Annotated in this window: 35 protein-coding genes; 23 read left to right on the plus strand and 12 right to left on the minus strand. The window is 69.8% G+C overall.

What is annotated here, in order from left to right:
• Window positions 1-29: 29 nt before the first annotated feature.
• The gene (locus H4W81_RS46170; protein ID WP_192781564.1) at window positions 30-695 is read left to right on the plus strand and encodes a hypothetical protein; all 666 of its coding nucleotides are present in this window, start codon (window positions 30-32) and stop codon (window positions 693-695) included.
• A gap of 85 nt (window positions 696-780) precedes the next feature.
• Here the strand turns inward: H4W81_RS46170 and H4W81_RS46175 are convergent, their stop codons facing one another.
• Window positions 781-1,515, minus strand: coding sequence for a hypothetical protein (locus H4W81_RS46175; protein ID WP_192781565.1), 735 nt, complete (start codon window positions 1,513-1,515; stop codon window positions 781-783).
• A 143-nt stretch (window positions 1,516-1,658) separates the two neighbouring features.
• Between H4W81_RS46175 and H4W81_RS46180 the strand changes: the two genes are divergently transcribed.
• Both H4W81_RS46180 and H4W81_RS46185 read left to right on the plus strand, forming a co-directional pair.
• Entirely contained in the window at window positions 1,659-2,024 is a 366-nt protein-coding gene (locus H4W81_RS46180; protein ID WP_192781566.1) for a hypothetical protein, read from the plus strand.
• 92 nt (window positions 2,025-2,116) lie between these two features.
• Complete coding sequence (locus H4W81_RS46185; RefSeq protein ID WP_192781567.1) at window positions 2,117-2,557, plus strand: hypothetical protein; 441 nt, start codon at window positions 2,117-2,119, stop codon at window positions 2,555-2,557.
• 216 nt (window positions 2,558-2,773) lie between these two features.
• On the opposite strand, the gene H4W81_RS46190 is transcribed toward H4W81_RS46185, so the two are convergent.
• Window positions 2,774-3,292 (minus strand): hypothetical protein, encoded by a 519-nt coding sequence (locus H4W81_RS46190; protein ID WP_192781568.1) that lies wholly within the window; start codon window positions 3,290-3,292, stop codon window positions 2,774-2,776.
• A gap of 436 nt (window positions 3,293-3,728) precedes the next feature.
• Between H4W81_RS46190 and H4W81_RS46195 the strand changes: the two genes are divergently transcribed.
• The 9 genes from H4W81_RS46195 (at window position 3,729) to H4W81_RS46235 (ending at window position 8,889) form a co-directional block, all read left to right on the plus strand.
• The gene (locus H4W81_RS46195; RefSeq protein WP_192781569.1) at window positions 3,729-4,508 is read left to right on the plus strand and encodes a hypothetical protein; all 780 of its coding nucleotides are present in this window, start codon (window positions 3,729-3,731) and stop codon (window positions 4,506-4,508) included.
• Window positions 4,505-5,173 (plus strand): hypothetical protein, encoded by a 669-nt coding sequence (locus tag H4W81_RS46200; RefSeq protein WP_192781570.1) that lies wholly within the window; start codon window positions 4,505-4,507, stop codon window positions 5,171-5,173. The genes H4W81_RS46195 and H4W81_RS46200 overlap by 4 nt, the downstream gene beginning before the upstream one ends.
• On the plus strand, window positions 5,173-5,463 hold the full coding sequence (locus H4W81_RS46205; protein WP_192781571.1) for a WhiB family transcriptional regulator: 291 nt from the start codon (window positions 5,173-5,175) through the stop codon (window positions 5,461-5,463). The genes H4W81_RS46200 and H4W81_RS46205 overlap by 1 nt, the downstream gene beginning before the upstream one ends.
• A 197-nt stretch (window positions 5,464-5,660) precedes the next feature.
• Complete coding sequence (locus tag H4W81_RS46210) at window positions 5,661-5,843, plus strand: hypothetical protein (RefSeq protein WP_192781572.1); 183 nt, start codon at window positions 5,661-5,663, stop codon at window positions 5,841-5,843.
• A complete protein-coding gene (locus H4W81_RS46215; RefSeq protein WP_192781573.1) occupies window positions 5,840-7,282 on the plus strand; it encodes a helix-turn-helix domain-containing protein in 1,443 nt (480 codons plus the stop codon). Before H4W81_RS46210 ends, H4W81_RS46215 begins: the two co-directional genes overlap by 4 nt.
• 33 nt (window positions 7,283-7,315) lie before the next feature.
• Window positions 7,316-7,693: a hypothetical protein gene (locus H4W81_RS46220; protein ID WP_192781574.1), complete on the plus strand. Its 378-nt coding sequence runs from the start codon at window positions 7,316-7,318 to the stop codon at window positions 7,691-7,693.
• Window positions 7,693-8,016: a hypothetical protein gene (locus tag H4W81_RS46225; RefSeq protein ID WP_192781575.1), complete on the plus strand. Its 324-nt coding sequence runs from the start codon at window positions 7,693-7,695 to the stop codon at window positions 8,014-8,016. The genes H4W81_RS46220 and H4W81_RS46225 overlap by 1 nt, the downstream gene beginning before the upstream one ends.
• Window positions 8,009-8,638 (plus strand): hypothetical protein, encoded by a 630-nt coding sequence (locus H4W81_RS46230; protein ID WP_192781576.1) that lies wholly within the window; start codon window positions 8,009-8,011, stop codon window positions 8,636-8,638. The genes H4W81_RS46225 and H4W81_RS46230 overlap by 8 nt, the downstream gene beginning before the upstream one ends.
• Entirely contained in the window at window positions 8,635-8,889 is a 255-nt protein-coding gene (locus H4W81_RS46235; protein WP_192781577.1) for a hypothetical protein, read from the plus strand. Before H4W81_RS46230 ends, H4W81_RS46235 begins: the two co-directional genes overlap by 4 nt.
• A gap of 197 nt (window positions 8,890-9,086) precedes the next feature.
• Here the strand turns inward: H4W81_RS46235 and H4W81_RS46240 are convergent, their stop codons facing one another.
• Window positions 9,087-9,758 carry a GntR family transcriptional regulator gene (locus H4W81_RS46240; protein ID WP_192781578.1) on the minus strand — a complete coding sequence of 224 codons (672 nt, stop codon included), beginning with the start codon at window positions 9,756-9,758 and terminating at the stop codon, window positions 9,087-9,089.
• A gap of 172 nt (window positions 9,759-9,930) precedes the next feature.
• Here H4W81_RS46240 and H4W81_RS46245 point away from each other — a divergent pair, with 172 nt between their 5' ends.
• The 5 genes from H4W81_RS46245 to H4W81_RS46265 all read left to right on the plus strand — a co-directional run bounded on the left by H4W81_RS46245 (window position 9,931) and on the right by H4W81_RS46265 (window position 15,554).
• Window positions 9,931-10,191: a hypothetical protein gene (locus H4W81_RS46245; protein WP_192781579.1), complete on the plus strand. Its 261-nt coding sequence runs from the start codon at window positions 9,931-9,933 to the stop codon at window positions 10,189-10,191.
• Window positions 10,188-11,492, plus strand: coding sequence for a hypothetical protein (locus H4W81_RS46250; RefSeq protein WP_192781580.1), 1,305 nt, complete (start codon window positions 10,188-10,190; stop codon window positions 11,490-11,492). The genes H4W81_RS46245 and H4W81_RS46250 overlap by 4 nt, the downstream gene beginning before the upstream one ends.
• A gap of 47 nt (window positions 11,493-11,539) precedes the next feature.
• Window positions 11,540-13,708 (plus strand): hypothetical protein, encoded by a 2,169-nt coding sequence (locus H4W81_RS46255; RefSeq protein ID WP_192781581.1) that lies wholly within the window; start codon window positions 11,540-11,542, stop codon window positions 13,706-13,708.
• 134 nt (window positions 13,709-13,842) lie between these two features.
• Window positions 13,843-15,063 carry a hypothetical protein gene (locus H4W81_RS46260; protein ID WP_192781582.1) on the plus strand — a complete coding sequence of 407 codons (1,221 nt, stop codon included), beginning with the start codon at window positions 13,843-13,845 and terminating at the stop codon, window positions 15,061-15,063.
• Window positions 15,064-15,119: 56 nt separating this feature from the next.
• On the plus strand, window positions 15,120-15,554 hold the full coding sequence (locus tag H4W81_RS46265; protein ID WP_192781583.1) for a hypothetical protein: 435 nt from the start codon (window positions 15,120-15,122) through the stop codon (window positions 15,552-15,554).
• Window positions 15,555-15,612: 58 nt separating this feature from the next.
• Here the strand turns inward: H4W81_RS46265 and H4W81_RS46270 are convergent, their stop codons facing one another.
• Complete coding sequence (locus H4W81_RS46270; protein WP_192781584.1) at window positions 15,613-16,365, minus strand: hypothetical protein; 753 nt, start codon at window positions 16,363-16,365, stop codon at window positions 15,613-15,615.
• Window positions 16,366-16,444: 79 nt separating this feature from the next.
• Here H4W81_RS46270 and H4W81_RS46275 point away from each other — a divergent pair, with 79 nt between their 5' ends.
• The 3 genes from H4W81_RS46275 (at window position 16,445) to H4W81_RS46285 (ending at window position 17,723) form a co-directional block, all read left to right on the plus strand.
• A complete protein-coding gene (locus H4W81_RS46275) occupies window positions 16,445-17,008 on the plus strand; it encodes a hypothetical protein (RefSeq protein WP_192781585.1) in 564 nt (187 codons plus the stop codon).
• Window positions 17,009-17,069: 61 nt separating this feature from the next.
• Window positions 17,070-17,297 (plus strand): hypothetical protein, encoded by a 228-nt coding sequence (locus H4W81_RS46280; protein ID WP_192781586.1) that lies wholly within the window; start codon window positions 17,070-17,072, stop codon window positions 17,295-17,297.
• 3 nt (window positions 17,298-17,300) lie between these two features.
• Window positions 17,301-17,723 carry a hypothetical protein gene (locus H4W81_RS46285; protein ID WP_192781587.1) on the plus strand — a complete coding sequence of 141 codons (423 nt, stop codon included), beginning with the start codon at window positions 17,301-17,303 and terminating at the stop codon, window positions 17,721-17,723.
• 5 nt (window positions 17,724-17,728) lie between these two features.
• Here the strand turns inward: H4W81_RS46285 and H4W81_RS46290 are convergent, their stop codons facing one another.
• Window positions 17,729-18,283, minus strand: a complete 555-nt coding sequence (locus tag H4W81_RS46290; RefSeq protein WP_192781588.1) for an HNH endonuclease — start codon at window positions 18,281-18,283, stop codon at window positions 17,729-17,731.
• A 208-nt stretch (window positions 18,284-18,491) separates the two neighbouring features.
• On the opposite strand from H4W81_RS46290, the gene H4W81_RS46295 reads away from it, so the two are divergent.
• The 3 genes from H4W81_RS46295 to H4W81_RS46305 all read left to right on the plus strand — a co-directional run bounded on the left by H4W81_RS46295 (window position 18,492) and on the right by H4W81_RS46305 (window position 20,354).
• A complete protein-coding gene (locus H4W81_RS46295; RefSeq protein ID WP_192781589.1) occupies window positions 18,492-19,172 on the plus strand; it encodes an AAA family ATPase in 681 nt (226 codons plus the stop codon).
• Window positions 19,169-19,687, plus strand: coding sequence for a hypothetical protein (locus H4W81_RS46300; RefSeq protein ID WP_192781590.1), 519 nt, complete (start codon window positions 19,169-19,171; stop codon window positions 19,685-19,687). The genes H4W81_RS46295 and H4W81_RS46300 overlap by 4 nt, the downstream gene beginning before the upstream one ends.
• 403 nt (window positions 19,688-20,090) lie before the next feature.
• A complete protein-coding gene (locus tag H4W81_RS46305; protein ID WP_192781591.1) occupies window positions 20,091-20,354 on the plus strand; it encodes a hypothetical protein in 264 nt (87 codons plus the stop codon).
• On the opposite strand, the gene H4W81_RS46310 is transcribed toward H4W81_RS46305, so the two are convergent.
• The 7 genes from H4W81_RS46310 to H4W81_RS46340 all read right to left on the minus strand — a co-directional run bounded on the left by H4W81_RS46310 (window position 20,318) and on the right by H4W81_RS46340 (window position 25,079).
• On the minus strand, window positions 20,318-20,659 hold the full coding sequence (locus H4W81_RS46310; protein WP_192781592.1) for a hypothetical protein: 342 nt from the start codon (window positions 20,657-20,659) through the stop codon (window positions 20,318-20,320). The genes H4W81_RS46305 and H4W81_RS46310 overlap by 37 nt on opposite strands.
• Window positions 20,650-21,243: a hypothetical protein gene (locus tag H4W81_RS46315; protein WP_192781593.1), complete on the minus strand. Its 594-nt coding sequence runs from the start codon at window positions 21,241-21,243 to the stop codon at window positions 20,650-20,652. The genes H4W81_RS46310 and H4W81_RS46315 overlap by 10 nt, the downstream gene beginning before the upstream one ends.
• Before the next feature lie 267 nt (window positions 21,244-21,510).
• Complete coding sequence (locus tag H4W81_RS46320; RefSeq protein WP_192781594.1) at window positions 21,511-22,005, minus strand: hypothetical protein; 495 nt, start codon at window positions 22,003-22,005, stop codon at window positions 21,511-21,513.
• Between the two features lie 64 nt (window positions 22,006-22,069).
• Window positions 22,070-22,654, minus strand: coding sequence for an RNA polymerase sigma factor sigma-70 region 4 domain-containing protein (locus H4W81_RS46325; RefSeq protein WP_192781595.1), 585 nt, complete (start codon window positions 22,652-22,654; stop codon window positions 22,070-22,072).
• Between the two features lie 53 nt (window positions 22,655-22,707).
• A complete protein-coding gene (locus H4W81_RS46330) occupies window positions 22,708-23,304 on the minus strand; it encodes a hypothetical protein (RefSeq protein WP_192781596.1) in 597 nt (198 codons plus the stop codon).
• A 9-nt stretch (window positions 23,305-23,313) separates the two neighbouring features.
• Entirely contained in the window at window positions 23,314-23,751 is a 438-nt protein-coding gene (locus H4W81_RS46335) for a thermonuclease family protein (RefSeq protein WP_192781597.1), read from the minus strand.
• A complete protein-coding gene (locus H4W81_RS46340) occupies window positions 23,751-25,079 on the minus strand; it encodes a phage major capsid protein (RefSeq protein WP_192781598.1) in 1,329 nt (442 codons plus the stop codon). Before H4W81_RS46340 ends, H4W81_RS46335 begins: the two co-directional genes overlap by 1 nt.
• Window positions 25,080-25,134: the final 55 nt, after the last annotated feature.

Consider the following 25,134-nt stretch of genomic DNA (forward strand, 5'->3'; position numbering starts at 1 on the left):
CCGCTCGCCTCAACCATTCGGGGGACATCATGAGTCAGATCTCGATCAACCAGAGCTGCGGCGACGGATGTGCCGAGCAGGTGACGATCAACGTGAACTGCACGTGCAAGCCGACCCAGCCGCCGGCCCCGCAGCCGCGGCTCACAGAGGCGTCACTGTACGGGTTCGCCACCTGCACGGTTCTGCCTCAGTACTGCACCTTCAAGGTGACCCCCACTCCCGGCCCGTATCTGATGGGTGCCACGGCGATCCTGCCCGCGGGAGTGTCGCTCGCGTCGATTGGCGTCGCCGTTCTGGAGCCTGGCGTGGGTGAGATGAGCCACGAGTCGCGGGTGGCCGTCTACGTCGGCGGCGTCGCGGAGAAGGCCGGGCAGAGCCTGCACCTGCCTGAGCTGTTCACTGGAGGGACGGGCTGGCGGTGGGCCAACCTGGATAAGCCGGTGATGGCCGCCGAGGAGGACCGGCCGGTGTGGTTGGTGGCGCAGGTTCCGTCCTTCGCCACCCACATGCCGACGTTCCTGTCCTGCGCCGCCACCACAGGGTTCGGCTTCGTCAACGGCTTGCGGCCGCGCAACGTCCTCGTCCAGGGCGCTACGCAGCTTCCGCAGATCTTCGAGGCTGACGCCGTACCGTTCACACCGCGGCCAGAGATCCCGCTGATGGCGGGCGTGTCCTACCCCATCGTCAAGCCGTAGCCCGCACAAGCAACGGAACTTTCCATACGGGAAGCTTGCTGGATCTGCGCCGGGCTCTGCCTGGTGCAGGTCCACGGCCTGGAGGTCAGCGGCGCAGTCGGTGCATGTCGCGCCGGGCCCGATGGGGCTGATCGTGCACGTCGGAGGCGTAGCGGACGGCGTCCAGCAGGACGTTGTCGACCTTGCGGCGGGCGGCCTGGTCGATCGCCATGCGGGCGATCACGCCACCGGTGATCCGGATTGGCCTGTCGGGTAGGCCCCGGCCGGCGAGCCTCATGCGCACCGTCATGGCGCGCAGCCCGGCCAACAGTCTGGGCGGTCTCACCTCGCCGGTGTCCGGGTCGTGGTCGGGGATCTCTGCGGCCGCCTGCTCTTCCAACTCGGCGATGAGGGCGACCATCGCCGACTCGCAGCTTTTGCGGAGCGCCTCGTACACCGCGGTGAGCTGCTCGGTCAGGTAGAAGCTGACCTGCTGGTGGATGGGCGCCGCCGGGCTGTAGTGGCCTTGCCCTGCTCGTTTCTGGGCCTGGACGGCCTGGTAGTGGTAGCGGACCACGTGCAGCGGGTCGGGTGGCCGCTGTTCCAGGAAGCGCTGGACGGCGGCGGCGATCACATCGGAGCAGGAGGCGGGCGGCCGGTCGTCGAGGTTGTAGAAGGTGCGCAGCGTCGGCCCCTTGTGCTTGAGGCCGGGAAGCGGTTCGTCCTGTTGGAGCCGCTCACGCCACGCGGCGACCGTCTCGGCCTGCTGGGTGGTGAGGCGGCCGGTCGAGTAGTGCGCCAGCGCGCCCCGGTCTTCACCCAGGTCCGGAGAGCTTTCCATACGGGAACTCCATCGTGTGGCGTGGGCCGTTGCAAGCGGAATCACCGGATTGGGCCCCGCCGCGTGGGGCGCAGGCTGCGACGTAAGCCTGGTTCGTCCCTATCGTGCCGCCCCTACATGAGTCAGGCGTATGGGGGTGCGGGATGGCCGAGCCGGAGCAGAGCGAGCAGCAGGTGTGGCTCGTGGGCCAAGTGGCTGACACGCGGCGGATTGCCGAGCTCGGGTTCACCGAGACCAAGGGGCAGCTGGCGTTGATCCTGCAGAGGATGGAACAGGGCGAGCGGCGCCACGACGAGTTGGCCAGCGTGGTCGCCGAGAACTACCGCGTGGTGTCGGAGCGGCTGGACGAGCACGCCAGAGGCATCCAGGCCGCGGCGGAGGATCGGGCGGCCGAGCGGTCCCGCATCCAGACGATGGGCGACAGCGCCAAGCGGTTCTCCACGTGGATGGCGATCGGCGTCTCCGCCCTGTTCGGCGTGCTCGGCATCGCCCTGAAGATGTGGGCCTGACACGGCCTGACCAGGCTCGGGCGACGTAAGCCCTCTGCTCGTGCACCATCCGCGCTCGGACAGTCCAATCCCTTCCCGAAGGAGCCACGATCATGGTTCACCGGATTCCGGGCATCTCCGAGGCGCTGCTGCGCGCGGGCCGCTCCCTCCTGCAGAACATCCTGTCCGTCGCGGTGGTCGCCGGCGGCGCGGCCGTGGTGACGGCTGGCGATGCGACTGACGCGGGCACGCTCGGCGTGGTCGGCGGCCAGGCCGCGCTCGCCGCGGTGTTGGCGTGGATTCACAACAGGGTCGCGCCTGCGGGTGCTCCGGCTGTCGGCGAGGTGCCGCTGCGCGCGAACCGCACCCTGTGGCAGAACGTGCTGGCGGGCGCGATCGTCGCTGGCGGTGGCGCGGCCGCGGGTGTCGCCTCGGGCGATCTGAAGATGATCCTGCTGGCGGTGGGTCAGGCGGCGGGGGCCGCGGTGATCTCCGCTCTGTACAACGTGGTGCGGCCGCTGCCTGTCTCTGGCGGGCAGTCGTCGGCTGTGTAAATGCCCGTTGGCGTGTTTATGATGGGCGCGCACGTGGCCAGCGATGGCCGGGTCCTTCCTGGGGCTTAGTGCTTGTGCGCGGCGCTCTTCTAGGGGACCGCAGGGCGGCCTTCGGGTAGCTCCCTCTGTCGGGTTGCCGCGCACCCCAGCTCGAGAACGCGAAAGGGCCCACCCCGGACGGGGTGGGCCCTTTCGCATGAGCGCGGCGCGGCCTGGCTAGAGGCCGGCGGAGACCGGGTGCGGGGGCGGGGGTACGACCTCGCGGCGGTCGAGGTGGCGCAGCATCCACTCGTCGAGGACGTGGGCGGCCATGGCGGGGTCGTCAGGGCATGTGTCGTGGATGGTTGAGGGGCAGTTCGGCCGGAGTTGCTGCCAGACGGCGTGGGGGTCGTCGGCGAGGTGGGTGATGTCGAGGTGGCCGAATTGGCGGACCCAGTCGAATTCGTTCATGCGGAAGGCGTCGGCCAGTTCGGCGTCGGTGGCGCCGCGCATCTTGTCGGTCATGATGGCGCGGGCGACGACCTTGTTGACCGTCTTGAGGATGTCGAGCGCTTCGCGGGTGAGGCCGGTGATGTCGCGGCGGTCGTCGTCGATGGTGGAGACGACGTCGAGCAGCCGGTCGACGGTGGCGGCGGCCGCGTTGGAGAGGCCGAGTCGGGCGACTTGGTCTCCAGTCATGTCGGCCGTGGTGAATTTCAGGTCGAACCCGTCGTCGGGCGGCTCGTGGTGAGACATGGGGAAGGTGGTCTCCTGTGGCGTCGGCGGCGGGGGTGTCCCTGCCAGCGGCTCCTACCGGGAAGCTGCGGATTCCGGGTGAGGCTATGTGGTTCTGCGTTCATGGGGAAGCCTAGAGATCTTCTGGCCACAATTTAAGACCTGAGGGGTGGTTTGCGGCGCAGGTACTTGAAGCTGCATGAAAGTGCAGAGTTCGGGTTGCAGCTGCGACGGGCGGGGTGTATTGACGCCTGATTCAGGGAGCAGTAGGCTGATCTTAGTAAATAACCCATACACTTTGAGCGGTTAGCGGGGGTGTCGCCTACGATGCGCGACGCCCTAGGGATCTGCTCGAAGAACACGCCTCACGCGGCGGGAACCTGCGGTCCCGGCGCGCGGGGCATAGCCCCAGGAACGGAGCATCGCCTTGTCCAGCACAACCCCGTCGAGTCCGGTCGTGATGACGCCCGAGGTCGCCGAGAAGCTGCGTGCCGTCTTCCCGCCTGAGAAGATCGGCAAGTTGCCCCGCGTCACCTGCCGCGCCTGCTCGAAGAACTTCGGCTCGTGCAACGAGCATCAGAAGAAGTGGTGCGACACCTGCAGCGGCATGGTGTCGACCCAGCACATCCACCTCGACTACGTCGGCCACGCTGACATCACCGACCGGTTCCTGCAGGTGGACCCGTGGTGGAACTGGGAGCCGCTCGCGTTCGACCAGCTCGGCCTACCCGCGTTCGATCAGCACGGCGGGCTGTGGATCAAGCTGACGATCGCCGGGGTGACTCGGCTGGGCTATGGCGACGCGCAGGGCAAGACCGGCCCGAACGCGGTCAAGGAGGCGATCGGTGATGCGTTCCGCAACGGCGGGATGCGCTTCGGTGTCGCCCTGGACCTGTGGCGCAAGGACATGCCCGAGGCCGAAGAGGGCCCGCGCCGAGGTGGCCGCTCTGCTGCGGCGGCTCCTCCCCCTCCGTCTGGCCCTGACCCGCTGTGGCTGGTGAACATCACGGCCGAGATCCATGCGGCTCAGACCTTCGACGAGATGATCGAGATCGGCAACCGCATCGACGCGGAATTCAACGCTGGGCGGATCGTCCCGGGCAGCGACCTCGCGAACGCTCTGGGCGAGGTGTTCATGCCGAAGCGGGAACAACTGCTCGCCGAGCGTAATACCGCCGCGCGGGCGTACCACGACGCGGTGGCGAGGGAGACGGTCTCGGAGGCGCTGAGCTCATGAGCACCAACGACGCCCAGGCGGCGGGCTTTGTGCCCGCCGCCCCGGCGGCCCCCTCCGGCAGGGCCGTCGCCACGGAACTGGCCATGGCCCGTTACCTGGAGAAGCACAGGATCGGCAAGGTCATTAGCGACCGCATCAAGACGTTGAAGGCCGACGCCGACGACGGGATGCCACTGCTCGCGCCCGGCGGGACCGAGATCGCGCACATCGCCGGACGTCAGTTCGCGACCGTGACGCAGCCGAAGGTCGGCTACCAGCTCAAGGTCACCGACTCGGACGCCTGCGTGGAATGGGTGGAGCAGCAGGCCCCGACCGAGGTGGCGCGCACCATCACCGTGGAGGTGAAGGCAGACGAGGCCGAGCGCGTGATCGCCGCGCTCGACTCGCTGCTCGGGCCCGGCCGCGCCCAGCTCACGGTGGAGGTGCGGCCCGCGTTCCTCACCCTGCTCACCGAGGCGGCCAAGAACGGCGTCACCGTCCACCCCCGCACCGGCGAAGTCGTTCACATCCCCGGCGTGAAGGTCATCCCGACCAACCCCTCCCCCACGGTCAAGTTCACCGACGACGCCGCCCAGGTGATCGAGGACGCCTACCGGGCGGGCCTGTTCGGCGGCGCGCGCCTGGCGGCGATGCTCGCCCTGCCCGCAGCGGATGGTGACCACTGATGGCCAAGCTTCGACGCGCCCGGATCACGCCCGGCTGGCACGAGCGGGCCGCCTGTAAGGGTGCCGACCACTGGATCTTCTGCAACGACGAAGCCGCCTTGCGGAACGGCGAGCCGCGCCCGCCGTATGACGAGGAGAAGGCCAAGTCGTACTGCTCCGGCTGCCCGGTCCGCACGGTGTGCCTGGAGGAGGCGCTGCGGATGCGCGACCTGTTCATGGTGCGCGGCGGCCTCAACGCCGACGAGCTCCGCGCGGAGTACCTCACCCGCCAGCGCAGGGCGGCGAGCTAGCCGCACAGCCGCACCCGCCCCTCTTCCGCGACACGCCCGGGATGCACGAACACCCCCGCATCTACCTGCGTGAACGCGGCCCAGATCTTCCCGGCTGGACGCAAACACCTCGAAGTGTTTTCGTCCGCGCGCACTCTCGGCACCCCTGTGCCGGGGGCGCGCGCATCGGTCCCCCACCGACAGAAAAGACCCGCAGCATGCTGTTCGACTTCCGGAAGCGCCGCGCCACCGCGGCGTCTTCCGTCGCGCCCGAGAGCCTGACCCCACCCTCGAACGAGGAGCTGGCGGGCTGGCTGGCCGGGCTTGGAACCCCCGACATCTCCGCGCCCGAGGCAAGCTCCGCCGGGCGTCACCCCTATGCCGTTGCGAGCGCCCGATGAGCGTTGAAGCGATCTCCTGGGCGCTCAATCTGGCCCCCATCCCCAAGGACGGCGGCGGCAAGCCCAACAGCGCGTGCGCGTTCGTCCTGGTGGGCCTGGCAAACAACGCCGACAGCACCGGCCGCGATGCCTTCCCCAGTGTCAACACCCTCGTCCGGTACACCCGGCTGTCCGAGCGGACCGTGCGCACCGCCCTCGACAGGCTCGCCGAGGAGGGGGTCATCCGTGAGGGTGACCAGGCGATCGTCGCGGCGAAGATCAAGCGAGGCGACCGCCGCCCTCAGGTGTGGGACCTGTCAATGGAACTGATCCGCGACGACCTCGACGCCGACGACCTGGAGAGCCTGGAGCGCACCTTCCCCGGCATCACCGCCCGATACGCAACCGTCCGACCTGCGGAAACATCGCGGGGTGCAGCGGTTGCACCCCGCGCCAAGCGGGGTGCGAACGACGGCACGGGGTGCAACCAGCGCAGCAACGGGGTGCAACCGGCGCACGAACGGGGTGCGGTGGTTGCACCCGACCCGTCCATAGACCCGTCCATAGACCCGTCCTCTTCTTCTCCCGCCGTAGGCGGTTCACCTACAGGTGGTAGGCGCCTCGAGGTCGCGGCCGTCCCGGCCGGAAGCGAAACCCCGGCAGCGACGAAGGCAGATCGCGAGCAGGCGAGGAACGCTCCGCGGGTGGCGCCCGCCGCCGCAGTGTTCGCGGCACTGCCCGAGGACCTGCGCCGCCGGATCAGCCGCGGGGCGTCGGGCCAGGTGCTGACTGCGATTCAGCGGGAGTTGGCCACCCGCACCCCGGCCGAGCTGGTCGAGCGGGTGGAGCGCCGCTGGACGTGGTGGCTGCACACCAACGAGCACGCCCGCGTCAACGACCCGGTGGCCGCCGCCATCACCCTGGTTCGGGCCCGCCAGTGCGCCAACGCGCGCTGCGAGGACGGCCAGGACCTCGATCAGGGCGGGGACTGCCCGGCCTGCCAGGGCGGAGCGCACCGCACCGACACACCCCCACCGTCCACGCCGCCCACCACGACCAGCGCGGCCGCCCCCGCTCCGACGCCTGCGGCCTTGGGCACGCCGATTCCTCCGTCCTGGCAGGACCGGCTCAAGGAACTGGCGGCGATCACCGCCATCGCCTCCGACGACGAGACGCCCCGCCCCCGGCCCCAGAAGGCCCCTGTAGAGCGCGGAGACGTCGCCCGCGCAGCGATCACGGCGGCCAGAGCGGTCCTGGGCCCCAAGACGCCCACAGCGCACGAGAAGGATCTCCAGCAGGCCAAGCAGATCTACTGCGAGACGTGCGGCGCCGATGAGGGCTCCTGGTGCCTCAACACCGACCAGGAGGAGATGCCGCTCCTCAACAAGATCCACCCCAAGCGGGTCCAGGCCGCCCGCGCCAGCAAGCAGCAGTCCGCCGCCGAGGAGAGCGCCGCATGAGCGCCGCCACCACGCGGACGGTGGGGGTGTGCGATGGATGACGTCGAGTTGGCCGCCCTGCGCGCGCAGGTCACCACTCTGGAGGCGGCGCTCACCGTACGGCAGCGCTCCATCCCCGCGCTCCCCCGTCTCGACGGCGCCACCCCGATCACGTGGCGGCGCTGGCAGGCCGCGCCCCTGCTCTCCCACGTCGACTCGGCGTGCGAGCAGTGCGCGCACCCCGGCCCTCAGCAGATCACGTTCGGCCTCGATTCCAGGGCCGGCCGGAAGCCCGTCATCTGCTACCAGGCCAATCGCTGCCCGGCCTGCCAGGAGGTGCGCGTCTACCGGCGTGACGAAGCCACCACCGGGTGGCCGCGCGCCGTCCTGACCGAGATCGCCTACCACCCGTCCCGTACAGAGGAGCAGTGATGCCCGAAACCATCCTCGAGGAGCCGCCCCAGGGCTCCGTCGTCGCGATCGACTGGGGCGGCCTTCGCCAAGAGGTGTGGGTGTCCGACCGGTACAACTTCGGCAACTGGTACACCACCGACGCGCGCGTGACCGGTCACCCCACCTGGAGCGTGGTGGTAGCCCGCGCCCAGGGCCGTCTCCTGACCTTGCTCGTCGCGGCCGACGAGGACACCTACCGGCTCGGCTACCGCGCCGGCGTCGACGCCGCGGGGCATGCCGTCGCGGAAACACTCGACGAGATCCGCTCCGCCCGCCCGATGAGAGGACCCGAGCGTGGCTGACCGGATCGAGCTCCTCCTGGGTGCCGAAGGCCTGGTCCTCCTCGTGCCCACCAGCGCCGCGGCGTCAGCCGCCGCCATCCTGGAGCAGGCGCGCGAGTTCGCCGCCAGCGAGGACGTTGTCATCCCCCCGGCGCTGGAGCAGCTGACCGTGGCCTGGGTGTGTCTCAGCGAACACGATGTCGGCTGCATGATCTGCTTCGAGCGGGGCGAGATCCATTACCGGCTTGCTCTGCCTGGACAGCCCGGAGCGTTCGTGGCGGCGATCATCCCCTGCTCCGTACCGGAGCCCGGCGAACTCACCGGCACGCCGCTCGCACCCATCAGCGAGAAGGCGAGCGGAGCGCCGCGATGCGAAGTCGCGGCGTCGTTCTTCGGCATCGACCTCGGCCCCTGCGGCGAGCCCGCCACGCACATGATCACCTTCACCTGCGAGCGCCAGTGCGTGCGCGCACCGCAGCTCGTCTGCGGCCTCCACCACGAGGCCGCGACTACGCCCGCCCCCGACCCCAACGAGCTGTCCGTGTGCCGCGTCTGCGAGGAAGCCGGTCGCGGCGACGTCCTGATCCGGCTCCTGTCGTCCGGGTCCCTGGTTCTCACCTCCGAGGAAGGCTCTGCCCCATGACCACCGTCACGCAAGACCAGCATGCATCCGAAATCGACGCCGAGGCGCCGGTGGGGTTCGTCGTCGTCGACGTCGCTCAGGCTGGCGACAATTCGGGGTGGATGACGCCGCGCATGCGCGCCACGAGGAAGCAGGCCCACGAGGATCTCGAGTTCTGGCGGGGCACGGCCCGGTCGGGGTCGAGTATGGATCTGCGGGTGGCGAAGATCGTTCTCGTCGACGCCGCGTCTTCCGCAGGGGGAGAGGCGTGACGGGGTCCGGTTGATGGCGGCCGCACTCCTGCTTGGCCCCGTGACGCTGGATGAGCCCAGCCTGGATGCGATGGCCTGCGGCAGCAGAGCCTGGCAGCTCACCTACACTCGGCCGCACCCCACCGCCGTCTAGGACGCATCTTCCCTGGCGGTAGTGATCTCGCCCCGGCACAGGATGCGTCGCTGACCGGTGGATCTCAGTGAGCCAGCTCGATATCGAGGGCATGCCGGTCACTGGCGTACACCTCGACCCGCACCGCCGCCGTCGCTCCCTCGCCGTCCACGAGAGAGGTCACCTGCTCCAACACCGGCGTGCCCGGCGGGAGACCTAGAAGGCGCTCCTCCTCGCTCGTCGGCATGCGCGCGAACACCGTGGCGCGCTGCCGCACCTCCAGGCCTGCCCGCTCCATCAGGATCGAGTCCGGATCGTCCAGCGGCCGCGGCTGCTTCAACTCGGGGACCGCGTCGCTGACCCGGCCCGCATAGTAGGTGTCGTGCAGGGCGGTGCCGATGACGCGCCGCCGCACGACGTCGCTTTCGCCGGGTAGCCGCTCGGCGACGCGCGCGGGCGGTTCGACGATCATGACCATGACCCGGGCGCCGAACTCCCGGCCAGCTGATCGTAGGCTCGTGTCGACGAGCTGCCGGTCATAGACGCGGACGAACGTGCCGCGCCGTCTCTTCGCCTCTGCGACTCCCCTGTCGATCAGCACCCGCAAGGCGCGCTGCACCGTGTTGCGGCCCACGCCGTACCGAGCCGCGAGGTCATGCTCGCTGGGCAGCTGGTCGCCGGGCTGGTAGTCGCCTGCTTCGATCGCGCCGAGCAGTTTGGCCGCGATCTCTTCGAAGGCATGCGCCTCGGCGCTCATCCCACCCATCACTCCCTGAAGTCGCTGGTGCCGTGCGACAAGAGTGCCAGCACACGGCGCTACAGCGGTACCGACTGGGGCCATCAACGTCAACACCTCCCTTGCACAACTACACCCATCAAGTTACCTTGACGGGTGTAGAACGCAAGAGCCGATCCGAAAGGGCGCCCCGATGCTGATCCCTCCTCGCGAGCCCTGCCCGCAGTGCCGGGGCGGGGGCTCGACCACCTACCACGGCCACCTAATCGGCAAGTGCTGGGGCTGTTCCGGCCTCGGCCACACCCGCGACTGGCACCACCTGCACCTGGCTGCCCTCGAGCTCGGAGCCGTGATCGCCGCATCCGCCGCAGCAGCCACCGCCCTGGCCTGGCTGCGCGGCGACCTCACCGCTCTGCTCACGACGGTGACGACTTTCATCGAGGTGACCCCGTGACGTTCGTTCCCGTCGAGAACCTCACCGACTCCGACGACGAGACCGCCGTCGAGGAGACGCCCCCGCCCACCATCGAGTCAGCACCGGCCGACTCCGCTCAACCCACCTCCACCCCGGCCGAGGGCACGTCGTCGGCGCCGGGTCGGACCGCGCTGGTCGGCGGCCTGTCGACGGCCGTCCTGGTGGCCACCGGCCTCTACGAACTGGCGGGCGTGGGTGGACTGGCCGCGAGTGGCGCCGCTGTCGTCGGCGGCGGCGCTCTCTACGTCGCTCACCGCCGCGGCGCCCTGCTGAGGAAGCGTCCCGGCGGGAGAGAGGGCGCGACCGGCGGCGCGGCGGCCTCGCGCAAGAGCCGCGCAGCACGTGCCGGCCGCGCCGAAGCGGCGCATGCCAGCCCCGCAGGCGGTCGGCCTGCCCGCCGCCGCAGCCGCCTCGGACGCGCTGCCCAAGAGAACTTCCCATATGGGAAGGTCCAAAAGGCCCGGCGTTCAAGGGGTTCGACCAGCAGGAACGGCTCTACCGCCGCCTCTTCGACCGGACGCCGGTCGGAGAGGACGCAGCGGTTCGTCCACGCCCGCCAGGCCGGTCGCACCATGGCCCGGTGGGTGAACCGGCGCACCGGCCGCCGCGAGCACCGCACCGCTCGGACGCGCCGCTTCCGACCGGCGATGTCCCGGCTGGTGGCCCGCCTCCACGCGTGGGACACCGACACGGGACTGGGCCTGTACGCACTGCTCGCTCGCCTCGTCGCGCGGGCCCGACGCCTCCTCGGCAAGTCCCCCGCCGCCGGACAACCCGGCGACGTAGCCGATCCCACCTCCACCTCCGAGGCCTCCCCCACCGGCGAGACCCCGACCGGCCAACCCAAGCCTGACCAGGCCAAGCACGACCGCCCCCGCACCGAACCCCCGGCATACCGAACGAGGAGCCCCCGCATGAGCAGCATCACCTACAGCGCGATCGGCGAGAACCCGCTCGTCCTCATGTCCGTCGAGATGATCACCGCAGGCACCCAGTACGACGTGCCCCGCATGATGGACCTCGCCGCGCACATGGACGCCATGTACCAGGTGCCGGAAAACCTTGCCGTGGCTGTCACCCGTTTCGGGCAGCGACTCCAGGCCACCCACCCCATCCACGCGGCCGTGATCGAGGAATTCGCCCACGTGGTGAAGGGGTTCTCCGCCGTCATCGCGCCCGCCCGCCAGCTCGCCGTCACCTTCCGCAGCGCTCACGCCGAAGACATCGCACGCCACGACGCGCCCCGCGTCAACGAGCACAAGTGGGACATCAACGCCTGACCCCGCCCCGCCCTCAACCCCCGCACCTGCACCAAAAGGAGAAGCACGTGGCCACCACCCCACAGCGCAACGGCAGGCGGCCGTCCGCGCTTCAGGGTGCCCTGTCCGCCGCCGCCCAGGCCAACGCCACCCTCGCGGCGACCGGAGCCCTCGCCGACACGTTCGGCTTTCACCCCCTCTGGGGTGCAGCCGGCACCGTGGCGGCCGCGGGGGCCACCGTGCTGGCCAACGCCCAAGCCGCCCCATCCGCGCTGCTGTACCGGCTGGCGTGCTGGTGCGGTGCCGGGACCTGGCTCACCTGGGTTCTGGCCACCGACATGTGGCAACCCAGCTCCTTCGCCACCCTCGGCATCGGCACGCTGGCCGCCGTGCTCGGCTCACCGCTCGCCCACCGCGAGCGGCAGCGCCTGGAGGCCAGCGTGGGGCGGGGCGCGCTCGTGCTGAGCTCCACCTCCCGCCTCGCCCAGGACTGGGAGCGGCGCGTCCTGCTCAACTGCCACTTCAACGTCCGGATCGAGGAGGTGCGCTGGTGGCCCGGCCGCACCGGCTACGACCTGCTCACCCGCATCGAGACCCCGGGCCGTACCCGGGCCGATCTGGAGCGCGGCGCCGACACCATGGCCACCAACGCCAAACTCCCCAACGGCTGCGGCATCGAGGTCACCAAGGGCCCCGACCGGGGCTCGGCATGGATGCGCGTCGGCATCGTCAACCGGCTCGCCGAGACCATCCCCTACCCGGAAGACTTCAGCCCGACCAGCTTCCTGGACCCCAAAACGCTCGGCGAGTACCGCGACGGCTCCCCCGTCCAGGTCGTGCTCCGGCAGAAGGCCGGACTCATCACCGGCCAGCGCGGCTCAGGCAAGACCATGCTCCAGCACGTCCTCACCTGCGAGGCCGGCCGCTCGCGTGACGCCATCGTCATCCACATCGACCTCAACGGCGGCGGCCTGTCGCAGCCGTGGCTCGACCCGTGGATCGAGGGCGACATCGACCGGTGCCCGCTCGGCTGGGCCGCCTCCAACATCGACGAGGCCCTGCTGGTGTCGCGAGCCATGCTGGCGATCGCCAAGGACCGCAAGCGCTCCACCCGGCGGATCAAGAAGGCCGCCAACAGCCAGTTGCTGCCCATCAGCGTGGACCTGCCCGCCTACAAGATCATCGTGGACGAGTCCGCTGAAGCGATGGGCCAGACCTCGGAGCCGCGCTACGCCGAGCTGCGCTCGAACCTGGCCGAGATCCAGCGCATCGGCCGTAACGAGGCGATCGAGGTGGACTTCTCCGGCCTGCGCGCCACACAGGACGTCATCCCCGTCAACGTCAAGAAGCAGTCGAGCCTGCGGATCGGCATGTTCGTGCAGGACACCGAGGAGATCTCCTACCTGTTCGGCTGGGGCCGGGGCCTGTCCCTGGAGGACCTCGACGGGCCGGGCTGCGGGTTCATCCAGTTCGACCAGGAGAAGCCGCGTCCCTTCAAGGCTGCGTTCATGGACTTCCTGCAGATCACCCGCGCCGCCGTGGCGATCTCCCGCATCCGGCCAGATTTCGACCCAGCCGCCGAGCGGGCCGCTCGCTCGGTGATCGGCGCAGCGTTCGACACCCGGTTCGAGCGGATGCGGGTCGCGTTCACCGAACACAACGAGGACGACTACGACGAGGCAGGAGAGGAGGAAGGGCGTGCGCAGCTCCCGGCCGTCCGCACGCCCGCGCCCGCGCCCGCTGTCCCAGGGCGGGATTTCACGCTCATCATGGGCGGCAACATGGCCGACTGGCCGCACCCGTCCGAGATCGCCGCCGCCATGGCCAACCAGCCCGCCCAGGCGGCCGTGCGAATCGCCCCCGGCGTCCTCCCCGCCCCGGCCGAGGCTCCGGAACTGATCCGCCGCGCCATGGCGGTCTTCCACGCCGAGGGCGACGACCGGATCCACTCCGAAGACCTGGCCGCCGCGCTGGGCTTCCCCAACAAGTACGAGCTGGCCGCCGCGCTCGCGCCGTACGGCGTGACCGCCCGCCCGAACGCCTTCCTGAAGGGCGGCCAGCGGCGCCGAGGCTACGACCTCGCCGACTTCACCACCGCCACCCAGCGTGACCAGCAAGGGTCAGCGGAAGGGCCGCCCAGCGCCCTTGCCGGCCCCCACAACCCCCACGTGGGGGACCCCCACACCCACACAACCCCCACACGTGACCCCCACATCCATGCTGACCAGGCGAATTAGCGGATCGTGTGGGGGTTGTGCGACCCCCACACCGCTCCCCTGGCCCTGCGAAAACCCCGCCAACCCCTACCTCCCAGCACCCCCACACCCCCCACATCCGCACCAAACGCGAACCCCGTTGAAGGTGACTGACAGTGACTAAGGCTCGTGAGCTTGACCGTGACTTCCTCGGCGACGTGCTGTTCCTCGGCATCGGCATCGTGGTGCTGTGGGTGTCGTTCGACACGCTGACCCACCTGGCTGAGCTGGCCGGATGGAAAACCGTGTGGGACCTGCCGAACGGCTGGACGATCCGGATGGCGTGGGCGCTGCCCGTGGCGGTGGACTTTTACGCCATCGCCACCGCGCGGGTCTGGCTGATGCGCCGCTGGTGGATCAGCGACGCCACCCGCGATCACGCCCGCTTGGGCGCCTGGTGGGCCATCGGCGGCAGCGTGGGACTGAACTCTGTCTCCCACGCGCTGATGAAGCTCCAATACCGGGCCGACTCCTGGCACGGGGCCAGCTTGGCGGTACTGATCGGCGCGGTACCGCCCGTGGTACTGGCCGCCATCGCGCACCTGCGCGCGATGCAGAACCAGGACCGAGCCGAAGCGGTGGAGAAGGAGCGGGCCCGCGCCGAGCGGGCGGCCGAGCAGCACGCGCGGCGGGCCGAGACCAAGGCCGGTACCGGCAGGCCTGAGTCCGGCGGCAAGCCCGGTACCGCGCCGGTCCCGGCACCGGCTGTGCTGCCCGGTGCCGGTGCCGGTGCGGTCCCGGTACCGGCGGACGCGGCTGGTGCCGGTACCGGGCCCGGCGGCAGCCTCCCACCGACCGGTACCGGGACCGTGGCTGGGACTGGGAGGCCCAAGCCTCCCCCGCCCGCCCCCACCCCCACGCCTGCGCCGCGCCGTCAGCAGGAGCAGCAGCCCGACCCCGCGAAGGGAACCACACTGCTCACGTCCAAAGACCTGGACTTCGCCGAGCAGTACATGGCCGACCACCCTGGCGTCACGCCGACCAAGCAGGACCTCATGGATTGCGGCTTGGGCTCCGGCCGCGCCCTTCGGATCCGCGCCTACATCGATGCTGCGGTCAAGGCGTCGGGTACCGGTCCCGCCCCGCAGACCACGCCCGGCGGGGCCGGTACCGGCCACGAGAAGCCGGTACCGGACGGCGCCGGTACCGTCCCTCCTCCGCCGCCTGGTACCGCCTCGTCCGGTACCGTCACCGCCTCCCCCGACCCCACCGGTACCGCCCCTGGAACCGACATCGGTACCGACGCCGGTACCGGCCCCAGTACCGACGCCGGTACCGGTACTGGGGCCGGTACCGAGTTGGTCGCCGCCGGGACCAACGTCGCCGTCAACGAATAACCCGCCCGGTACCGCTCACCGGCGGTACCGGGACCGCCCCCAGGAAGGAACCCACCATGATCCGCTCTCTCCTCCGCAAGCCCCGGCCCGCCGTCGCCCTCCCCTACTTCCCGAAGCCTGACGCCCCGGCGCAGATCATCCGGCAGGGGCGTTCCGCCCGGCCCGCGCCCGACATGCTGACCATCAACCGCGAAGCGCTCGCCATCGCCGTCGCTAACCTCGCCATCGCCCGCGCCAACCGCGAACTGCGCCCCTGGGATCGGGAGGAAGCGATGGGCCCCGACGCCAAAGTTCTGGCGGGCTGGCTCAGCGAAGCGCCCGACCGCGCCGACTACGACGCCCGCGTCCAGGCGCTCAACGCGCAGGTCACCATCGGCGGCGCGAAGAAGGAGACGTCGAACTACGACTGGAGCATCGTGATCGCCACCAGCGGCCAGGCCCTCCTCAACAAGGCCAAAGCCATCTACAAGCAGCTCACCAGCGACCAGTAGCAGCACAACGAGAGAGGGGCGGCAGCCGTACGGCTGCCGCCCCTCTTCCATCTCGTGCTCAGGCCGCCTTCCTCCTCATCGGCACACCGGCCCGCTCCAGCGCCCGCCGGACCCTCCGAAACGAGCAGCCAAGCTCAGCCGCCACCTCCTTGCCCGACCGGGTCCTGGCCAGCATCCGCACCAGCACCTCCGTCCGGGGGAGCGGCTTGATCCCCTCATCGTTCAACGCCTCCCGCGCTCGCTTCTGCGAGCAGCCCAGCCGTGCGGCCAACGCCCGCACCGAGCCCACCTCATCCAGCAACTCGGCCAGGTCATCCCCGGCCGGCAGCGGCTTTCGGCCGCGTCCCCGGATCTGTCCGAGGTGGCGCCGCACCGTCGCCTCACAGAAGCCCGTCAAGATCGCGATCGCGGGCGCCGTCCATCCCTGCTCGGCCAGCAACGCCGCCTGTTCCCGGTCGAAGCTGGACTTGCCCGACAACGATGTCCCGCCCAGCCGCAGCGGCACGCCCGCCTCGGCGACGATGTTGCGGACCGACTGCTCAGCGATGCCGTACCGGGCGCACAGCACACGCATCTTCTCCCCCGCCACGTAGCCGTCGACGACGGCCCGCCTGGTGTCGGCCGGGATGATCTGGGCGCGGGAGCCGCGCGGCCGCAGCTCGACCCCGGCCGCGACCAGCGCGTCATAGATCGCCGTGTGCGACCAGCCAAGACGGCGCCCCACCTCCCTCACCGACAGCTTCTCCTCGAGGTACAGGCGTGTGGCGGCGGCAGTGTCCACGGTGCGCCGCGCGATGGGGGTCTCAGTCACGGCGGGCACCATCTCGAATCCGGGCGCTTACGTCGCCTCGCCCGGACGCAAGCCGCTCGGACGGCTACCGTCCGCGGGCATGGCACGAGTGCGACTGAATGGCGGCCTGTCCCGGCAGATCGCCGCCCTGGTGGCCCGCCGCGTCGACCAGGTCGCCGACGACCTCGCCGAGAATGCTCGCGCGGCCGCCCCGGACGGCAAGGTGTGGCAGACCGACGCCGACGAGCAGGTCCGCCCCTCCCACGCCAAGGCGCAGGGCCAGCTCATCCCCGACAACGTCGACTTCCGGCTGCACGCCATGGTGTACGTCCGCAAAGGACGCGACCAGGACGGCCAAGGCGTCAACGCCGCAGGCGGGTGGAAGGAGGTAGAGGGGGTGTGGGACGTGGCCGAGCGGCCGCGTGATGCCCGCCTCCCCTACCACCAGACCGTGAACTGCCGCTGCCGCCGGATCGAGCTGCCCGGCGCGGTCGCCGCAGGGGTCTCCTCCAGCCCGGCCCGCCCGTCCGGTCGCGCCATCACCGCCAGCGTGTCCGTCGCCTTCCCCCGCGTGGCCGAATCCGAATACGCCGACCAGGGCGGCGGCTGGCTCGCCGCAGCCGCCCGGCAGGCCGCCGCCAAGCATCGGGCCAGGAGACGTTAACGAGCCTTCCAGGCAGCATGCCGTCGATTGACACCACCTGAACCCCTGGGAGGGAAACCGCATGCAGGTCAAGTGCACTCTCGCCAACCCGCTAGGCACCGACGACTCCCGCGACATCGGCCTGGAGGCGCGCGTCCACCGCACGGGCGAGCAGATCACCGTCAATTACTCGGACGCGATGCGGCTGGTCGGCGCCGGCTACATCAAGGACGCCCGCCACTCCGACCAGGAGAGCATCCGCAAGGCGCTCGTCCCGGTCAAGGCGTCGGCCGCTGGGAAGGGGCAGTAGCAGGTGCGTTCCCTGGCTGACGCCGACCCGATCCCGGACGCCCTCGCCCACCTGACCGGCAGTGCCCGGCTGGCGGCCGAGCTGGGCGGCGTGGGCAGGGTCGGCGCGGCCCACCAACCGCCCTACCCTCGGCTGCGCGTCCGGCCGGTCCCGGGCGGCGGCGAGAACCTACAGACCGGCGAGGTCGCCCTTCTGCTCAAGTTGGAGGCGCTCGACAGCGTCGAGGCGCCGGTGGGGGAGTGGCAGCTGCGCCGCATCCTGTACGTCGCCCTGGAGGAGCTCGCCGTACTCCCTTCCCTCCCTCCGGTTGAGGGCAGAGTGGTCATCACCCACGTGGGGTCCCGCGTCGGCGGCGGGCCGGTGCCCGAGGCGGACGGCCGCAGCCGCTACATCGCCACGGCCGCCATCCACTGCCACTCTGGATAGGCGGCCTACAGCAGGCCGAGCTGCTCGCCCGTCCCGCCCGCTGTGGCCACGTCCAGCGCGAGCGCCATCGCCCGGCGCAGTCGCCGGCACTCCCGGCACTCCCGATGCTCCGGCCGGTCCGCGCGGACGATGAGGTTGTCGCCGACGAGCGCGTGCCCGCGGATGCACTCGTCCTTGCGGGCGTTCACCGCAGTCGGAGAGCCGGAGCGCAGGTTGTTCTCCTCCGGCGTTCGAGCCTTCCAGTGACCCGGGTTGCCGCACGCGCGGTGGGGGCAGCCGTCCTTCTTCGCGCAGTAGTCCGGGTGGTGGCAGAGATGGTCCACTTCCCACCCGGTCGGGATCGGGCCGTGCACGAGCGGATACACGACCAGATGCAGTAGCCGGGTCCGGCCTCCGGCCGAGATGACGGCATACCCGCGGTTGTTGGTCGAGCCGCGCCATGGCCAGCATGGGCCGAGTTCGGGGGCGTGCGAGGGGATGGGTCCGGCCATGTCGACTCTCTTGAGCCAGCGCGTGCCGACGCCGGGGACGGCGAGCATCGGTGCTGCGGATGCGCTCATGCATCCGATGGTGACCCACCTGATCGGCAGGAGCCAAGCGTCCGAGGCTGTTTTCTCGCCCGATTTGGGGTGTCGCCATTACCGAGACGCTCGGGGACGGATACCGTTTCGGACGCCCGCCCCATGGATTCACGGCCAGGGACGGGCGGAACATCGTCCGATCGGAAGGCTACCCCTTATGGCTGTAGCGACACAGGAGCACGCACCCGTGCCCCGAACTATCGCCGTCGTCAATCAGAAAGGCGGCGTAGGGAAGACCACCACGTGCATCAACCTCGGCATCGTCACTGTGGTGGCTGGCGGCAAAGCGCTCGTCATCGACGCCGACCCGCAGAAGTCAGCGACCGACGCCGCCGCCCTCCTGAAGAAGGGCAAGCACGGCCTCCCGTGCGACTTCACCACCGAGTCCGGCCACGAGGCGCTCCGGAATCTGCACCGCATCCGCAACTACGACCGCAAGTACGTCGACACGCCGGGCAGCCTGGAGAACGAAGGACGCGTCCAAGCGGTCCTCAGCAACAGCGATCTGGTCATCATCCCGTTCGACCTAGACGGCGGAGCGCTGAAGCCCACCATCAGAACCGCTCGGCTGGCCCAGGAGATGGGGGTGCCTTTCGCGATCCTCATGACGAAGGTGGACCCGCATGCCACCCGTGGCCCGAAGCTCGTCCTTGAGGCACGAGAAGTGTTCGACGAGCAAGGCCTGCCGTACTTCAAGGTCTTCACGCGCAATTACACCTGCTACTCCGACTGCGTGAAGAACAACACCATCATCACCGAGTGGCGTGACGGGAGCGCCCGAACCGCGGTGGAGGAACTGCATCGCGTGCATGCCGCAGTCGAACTCAAGTTGAGCCGTCTGCCGATCGTAGAGAGGGTTGGAAGGTGACCGCAGTGGCAGGAGATAAGAAGAGCTTCTCCGATCTCCTCGGCGACGACGATGACGACGTTCAGGTTCCCAGTGGGCGAGGCGCTGACCGCGCTCCTGAGGCGCTTGAGGCGGATGGTGCGACCAAGGAGACGCCGCAGGCGGGTTCCGGCCGCCAGCAAGCGTCTGAGGGCCGTCCAGACGACACCTGGATGTATGACGAGGAGCCTCAGCGCGACTCGGCGGACCAGAAACGGGCGAAAACGGGCAGATCTACCGGGGCGGTTCGCGGCAAGAACCGGCGTCCGGGATCGGGTCCGGCAGCCGTGCAGCTGTCCAAGGGGCAGCGCGACGACTGGCGTTGGCGACTGCGCTCCTTGGCGGGCAAGCTGCACGCTGATGAGCAGGCTCTCTACCAGACCACCGACCGGTGGGAGGAGCTGGTGACGTCCGCGCGTAAGGAGGGCGTCCCGGACAGCATGCTGCTGGTCGCTCTGATGGACGCAGGGATAGAGGAGCCCGAACGCTACCTCTGAACCCAGGCAGTTCGTAGAAGCCCCCGGTACTCCCCCAGGAGCCGGGGGCTTCCCCATTCCCGCCGCAGTCTCTCCCCCCTACCTGTCGGGCTAGCGCCCTCCCGGTATCCCCGCCGGTCAGGATCCAGCTTTCTGGCGTGTCGTACCACCCTCTAAAGAGGCTGGCGGATTACCATCGCGCGCGGGTACGCGCGTACCCGCGCGCGTACCCGAGGCCCCGACTCACCCCGTCATCAATCGCTTCATCGGTGAGGGCCGTACGGCTGCGGATATGTCAGTCCCCCACCGCATACTCCTGCCTATGAGTAACCCATCGGTGAGCCCCCCACCAGACCGGCCGTCCCCCCTACAGCGATCCCGACCGGGGCCGCCAGTGCGGACGCCGATTCCTGTGGAGACGTACATGCACCTGGTGGGGGAGCGAGTCATCCTGCTAACACGCTCCGGCGCTTGGCGGCATGACCTGCGCGCCGCCTCCAACCCGCAAGCCGACCAGCGAGGACGCCTGCAGATCCGACTGGTGCCGGAGCAGGAGTGGTATCTGCTCGCCGCGACGGGCCGCTTCTCAGACGGCAGCCTCGACAGCAAGATCGAGACGCACCGTGCCGACCGGGTGTGGGTGGAGGTCCTTCAACCCGCCACCAGAGACGTCTCGACCCTGATGTAGTCGATAGCAGAGTCGAAGTCGCTCGCCCGCAGCGACGCCACGCCGATCGTCCACGCCCGCCCCTGGCCGCCTTGCTCGACGATCCGGTCGCCCGCCGCCACCGGCCACCATGCCGGATCCACCGCCAGCACCCACACGCCCGGCCCGGTCTCGCCGTCGCCGTCGACGTCCGGCCGGGACACGATCCGGCCCGGCCGGACATCCTCCACCGCGCCGAGCACCCCGGCGACCGGGGTGCCGTGCCCGTCGACGCCTGCCGTACGGCGGCGCAGCCCCAACACCAGGTTGGCGCCGATCACAGCCATGCCGTACCCGTCTCGATCGGGTGCGGCGCCCTGCCGGGCGCCTGGTAGACGGTGTGGTGAACCCACTCATCCAAGTCGGCGAGGGTCGGGGGAGCCCCCGCAACCCCCGACCCTGCCGCGCTCTGGGTGGACTCGTAGACGACGCCCTGGCCCTCGACGTTGACCGAGGTCTGCAGCCGTACGCCCTTCGCCTGCGTGAGACGCCGGACGATCGGGCTGACGGCAGCGGACCAGGTGACGTACCGGCGTAGCACTCGGCCGTACCGGGGATCCGACTCCGGGTCCAGCCCGGCCCGATAGACGATCGTGTACGCGCCCGTCAGCGCACCGTTGACCGGGTGGGTCTCCGCCGTGGCGGACACCACCTCGATGACGGGCTCGTAGTCCAAGCACCAGCCGCCGCGCCCGTCCTGAACGACGCCGCGCTGCGTGAAAGTCTCCGGGACAGGGGAGCGGCCCAGATGGCTGGCCACTTCAGCGAACGCATCCTCGATGGCCTCCTCGACCAAGGCGCGATCGTCGGCGTCCAACGCGGCGGGGAGGCCGGCGCGCACCGCGACCTTCTCGGGCGTCACCAGATCCATCCCCACATCCCCTCTTCGTTCCGTGCGTTCCGTGTTCGGGCTCTTGGGCTGGCCACCCGCCATGCGGGTCCCGGGGAGGGAGTCGGTGACGTCAGGTCCCCATCCTCAAACGTCGCCGTCTCCCTCATCTCCAGCAGGTTCGGCCAGCCCAAGAGCTCGTCTTCCGCGCGGCCCTACCAGGCGCGGCCCGGGTGTGGTGTCACCCCCCAGAGACACCACACCCGGCCAGCACACCTCGGTAGGGCCGCGCGAGCTTTTGGACGCCCGCTACTCCTGGCTGGCGCGCACGGCTTCCAGGTCGAGGCGGATCTTGTCGGCGTGCCCGCGGTCAAGCGGGGTGCCCTTGCCCTTGTACAGCTGCTCGGCGACGGTGGTGGTGCCGGGCAGGTAGAACAGCCTCACCAGCGGTCGTGCGACCACCACGTAGGAGAACTGGCCGCCGGGGTCGTAGAACAGCTCGTTGGGGTCGGCCTTCTCGGGCTGCTGCCCGGCCGGGCTGTCGCCCCACACCAGGTCGACGAACTCGCCGCCCGGAGTGGCGAGCATCCGGATCTGCGGAGCAGGGCCCGGGTCGGCGGCGGGAGGCTTCGGAGCGGGCGGCGGGTCGATGGGCGCGGCCTGCGTCGGCGTCGGCCCCTCGCTGACCGGCGTGCTGGCTGGCTGCTCGGGCGCGGGTGGCTCGGGCTGGCCAGGCTCGACGAGGGCCTGGTCGGCGGGCGGAGCCTGCTCGCCAGTGCTGGGCTTTCTACGGGTGGCCGTCACCGCTGCCGTCCTCTCCAAGAGTGTTCATGTCGCTGTCGCCGCTGACCCAAGCACAACGCCGCCTTTACGTCGCCTCGGCTGGCTGGTGGCGATGGCTGCGTCTGCGGTAACTCTTCAGGTGAGCGCCGTTGATGATGGTCCACACGTACTGAGGTGAGGTGCCCTGGTCGGCGGCGATCGCCGCGAGCGTCCACCCTTGGCGGCGCAGCGTCCGCATGCGGTCGTGGTCGTATTTGCGGTGAGAGCGGCGCGGGTCGAGACCCGCCCCGGCGACCACCTTCTGAATCGTCGCCGAGGAGGTGCGGCACTCGGCGATGATCTGACTGTTGGACTTTCCCCGCCGCCAGGCCGCGAGGATGCTCCGCCGCTTCTCGGCGCTGATCCGGGAGGCGCGCGGCGCCCGACTGTCACGCATCCGCACCCCGGCATCTCGCAGCAGGACATGGACACGGCTGCGGGAGAACCCGGTCATGTCCGCGATGTCCTGCAACGTCTTGCCCTGCTCGTACCAGGTGACGGCTTTGGTGATGTTGAACCAGCGCCGTGGCTGCTGGGGGAGGGAGGGGTGCGTGCGGCTCGGCCGGTGGAGCCGACGCTGCCGATGAGCAGAGACAGTGCGGGAGCCGGGCTCAGGAGGGTTGCTCGTCATGGGCGCGGACGGTAGCAAGATCCCTTCCTTGCGTCCCTCGCGCCCACAACCCACTACTCCACTGGCCGCCACTGATGCTGCTGGTCGGTCTGGATGCGTTTCGCGGGAATGGTGAGCCGGATCTTCGCTATCTCCGCGCGGCCGCCGACTACCAGCTCGGCGTCCTGCACGAGATACGGGAACTCCTCCCCATCGATGAGCATCCGCCAACTCAACCCGTGCCGGCGGATCTGCACCAGCCCGGCCAGGGCACACGCGTCGTCGGCCAGGCCCAGACGGCGTCGGACGTTGGCGACCCAGTTCGGGTTGAGGTCGAATGTCCCCATGACCGGGTGCTCGACGGGGAGCGGCCAGGGCTCTCCCCTGTCCCCCGGGTCGGGGGTGAGCACGTTGTTGTCCAGTTGGACGCGGCAGGCCAGGAGCGACACCTGCAGGCGCGGCATGTCCTTGTCGAACGGAAGCCACGATTCGGGGGCGAGGTAGTACGGGAACTTCGACCCGTCGATCACCAGCGACCAGCCGCCCGAGGTCGAGGAGACTTCGATGTGCTGGGCGTAAAGGCCGTGGCCGTTGCTGCGCTCGAACGCCTCCATGGCCGGGCTCTGGAACTTCGAGCGAGGCTCGGCCGGTTCCGCGGTGGTGGTAGTCACTGATGCTCCTCAGGGGGCTGTGGTGGCGTGGCCAGCTTCGACCAGCGCCTCACCAAGGCTGATTCCGTCCGCTCCCGTGATGGTGGCCAGGTAGCGGCCGTACCGTTCCTTACGGTCTCGGAACGTCCGCACCCGGATGTCGGGCCCGTGCGCAGCCACCCAGGCCCGGGTGAACTCCGCAGCCGCCTCCCCTTCGGGCGTGCCGAGTTCGGGCGAGTACACGCCGACCAGGCGAGCGCGGATCTTGTGGCTGGTGCCGAACCCGAGATCCACCACAAGGTCGAGCGTGTCGCCGTCGACAACCTTGGCCACCATGGCGGCGTACACGTACAGGTCCGGCGGCGCCGGGGCCGCCTTGGGCTTGATGCAGCGGCAGCCGCTCGTGTGGGTGTGGCCGGTGCCAGCGTCGGATACAGGCGCTGGCACCGGTGCCATCTGTTCGATCATCAGGAAGCGACGTAAGGAGTGAACGAGCCGTACACGAACGACTCGGGCCGGTCGCAGGCCAAGCCAATCCGCTCACTCGCCTTGATCGTTACCGTTCCCTCGATGAAGTTCATGCCGTGCTCCGTCGAGGCCTGCACGACCACGGTCTCCCTGTCGAACAGCTTGGCGCCGTACCCCCACGCGCCGAGCAGGTACTTGCCCTGCACCATGGCCGGGGTGTCGATGACGTTGAGACGCCACACGCGCTTCTCGGCGCCGATCGCGACCGACACGGCGACGCGGTAGCCGCCCTGCTTGTCCTCCTCCAGCTCGACGTCCTCGAAGTCCAGAGGGTGCATGACGACACCGGACGGGTCGTAGTAGCTGAGGATGGCGCGGGTGAGGGCGCGGCGGATCTGGGCGGTCTTCTTGTCCGACGCCAGGCCGGTGTAGAGCTGGATGCCCGGGGTCTGGGTGATGCCGAGCAGGTTCTCGCCGAGCCCGTCACCAAAGAGGATCTGCTCGTCCTCCTTCAGCTTGACGCCGTCGATCAGGTCGCGCTCCAGGATGCCGCGCAGCCTGGACTCGTCGGCGAGGGTGTTCTTGTGGATCGTCTCGTAGTGGCCGATCTCCGAGATCGGGCGGGTGTACGGCTCGAACTGCAGCGACGAGCGCGGCGCGCGGCCCCACGTGTCGGTCGGGCCGCCGGTGGGCGCGCTCACGCCGTCCGCGGCACGCCGCTCGGGGATCATGCCCGCGTTGTTGACGAAACCGGTCTGCCGGACACCGGAGATGATGTTGCTCGTGGTGGTCTCGGCGGGGAACAGGTCCCGCACCCGGTTGGGGCGGCGCTGACGCTCGCTGATGCCGACATTCTCGACGGTGCCGAAAGCGGGCGTGGTGTGCGTGCCACCCGACAGGGTGAACAGGTCCTTCTGCTCGAAGGAGTACAGGCCCTGGTCGATGGTGACGACGCCGCGCGGCTCACGGAAGTCACGCGCCTTCATCTCCTGATAGGCCTCCGACTCCAGGAAAGCCTGCGACAGGCTCTTACGCTCCAGGCCGCGCGCCGTGTTCGTGGCCAGCATGCCGGCGACCGGAGTGGAGGTGGGCTCTGCCAGGTAGGACAGGATGCCCGCGGCCTTCTCCTCGGTGATCAGCATCGCCTGGATCTGCTCAGCGCGATCCACCGACTTGAGGTAGTCGGTGTGCTGCTCCTTGGACAGGACGAAATGGCCGCGGCCGGTCTCGTCCTTCATGCTGTTCTGGATGCGCTCGATCTTGGAGCCCTCCTCCGCGAGGAGGCCCTTCAGTTCCTTGATCCGCGAGTTGGTGACGGTGGCAGTCATCTGCCTCTACCCCCCGGTAACGGCTGACATTGGTGTGCGTTCGTGTGCGATCCGC

Source organism: Nonomuraea africana (assembly GCF_014873535.1).
In the GTDB taxonomy this organism is placed as follows: domain Bacteria; phylum Actinomycetota; class Actinomycetes; order Streptosporangiales; family Streptosporangiaceae; genus Nonomuraea; species Nonomuraea africana.

Coding starts and splice junctions, on each gene's coding strand:
- H4W81_RS46235 (WP_192781577.1), top strand. CDS start 8,635: ATGACCACCGTCACGCAAGACCAGCATGCATCCGAAATCGACGCCGAG.
- H4W81_RS46210 (WP_192781572.1), top strand. CDS start 5,661: ATGCTGTTCGACTTCCGGAAGCGCCGCGCCACCGCGGCGTCTTCCGTC.
- H4W81_RS46265 (WP_192781583.1), top strand. CDS start 15,120: ATGATCCGCTCTCTCCTCCGCAAGCCCCGGCCCGCCGTCGCCCTCCCC.
- H4W81_RS46180 (WP_192781566.1), top strand. CDS start 1,659: ATGGCCGAGCCGGAGCAGAGCGAGCAGCAGGTGTGGCTCGTGGGCCAA.
- H4W81_RS46225 (WP_192781575.1), top strand. CDS start 7,693: ATGCCCGAAACCATCCTCGAGGAGCCGCCCCAGGGCTCCGTCGTCGCG.
- H4W81_RS46275 (WP_192781585.1), top strand. CDS start 16,445: ATGGCACGAGTGCGACTGAATGGCGGCCTGTCCCGGCAGATCGCCGCC.
- H4W81_RS46185 (WP_192781567.1), top strand. CDS start 2,117: ATGGTTCACCGGATTCCGGGCATCTCCGAGGCGCTGCTGCGCGCGGGC.
- H4W81_RS46325 (WP_192781595.1), bottom strand. CDS start 22,654: ATGACGAGCAACCCTCCTGAGCCCGGCTCCCGCACTGTCTCTGCTCAT.
- H4W81_RS46290 (WP_192781588.1), bottom strand. CDS start 18,283: ATGAGCGCATCCGCAGCACCGATGCTCGCCGTCCCCGGCGTCGGCACG.
- H4W81_RS46340 (WP_192781598.1), bottom strand. CDS start 25,079: ATGACTGCCACCGTCACCAACTCGCGGATCAAGGAACTGAAGGGCCTC.
- H4W81_RS46280 (WP_192781586.1), top strand. CDS start 17,070: ATGCAGGTCAAGTGCACTCTCGCCAACCCGCTAGGCACCGACGACTCC.
- H4W81_RS46240 (WP_192781578.1), bottom strand. CDS start 9,758: ATGAGCGCCGAGGCGCATGCCTTCGAAGAGATCGCGGCCAAACTGCTC.
- H4W81_RS46200 (WP_192781570.1), top strand. CDS start 4,505: ATGAGCACCAACGACGCCCAGGCGGCGGGCTTTGTGCCCGCCGCCCCG.
- H4W81_RS46215 (WP_192781573.1), top strand. CDS start 5,840: ATGAGCGTTGAAGCGATCTCCTGGGCGCTCAATCTGGCCCCCATCCCC.
- H4W81_RS46170 (WP_192781564.1), top strand. CDS start 30: ATGAGTCAGATCTCGATCAACCAGAGCTGCGGCGACGGATGTGCCGAG.
- H4W81_RS46175 (WP_192781565.1), bottom strand. CDS start 1,515: ATGGAAAGCTCTCCGGACCTGGGTGAAGACCGGGGCGCGCTGGCGCAC.
- H4W81_RS46310 (WP_192781592.1), bottom strand. CDS start 20,659: ATGGCTGTGATCGGCGCCAACCTGGTGTTGGGGCTGCGCCGCCGTACG.
- H4W81_RS46205 (WP_192781571.1), top strand. CDS start 5,173: ATGGCCAAGCTTCGACGCGCCCGGATCACGCCCGGCTGGCACGAGCGG.
- H4W81_RS46220 (WP_192781574.1), top strand. CDS start 7,316: ATGGATGACGTCGAGTTGGCCGCCCTGCGCGCGCAGGTCACCACTCTG.
- H4W81_RS46315 (WP_192781593.1), bottom strand. CDS start 21,243: ATGGATCTGGTGACGCCCGAGAAGGTCGCGGTGCGCGCCGGCCTCCCC.
- H4W81_RS46190 (WP_192781568.1), bottom strand. CDS start 3,292: ATGTCTCACCACGAGCCGCCCGACGACGGGTTCGACCTGAAATTCACC.
- H4W81_RS46335 (WP_192781597.1), bottom strand. CDS start 23,751: ATGATCGAACAGATGGCACCGGTGCCAGCGCCTGTATCCGACGCTGGC.
- H4W81_RS46245 (WP_192781579.1), top strand. CDS start 9,931: ATGCTGATCCCTCCTCGCGAGCCCTGCCCGCAGTGCCGGGGCGGGGGC.
- H4W81_RS46305 (WP_192781591.1), top strand. CDS start 20,091: ATGCACCTGGTGGGGGAGCGAGTCATCCTGCTAACACGCTCCGGCGCT.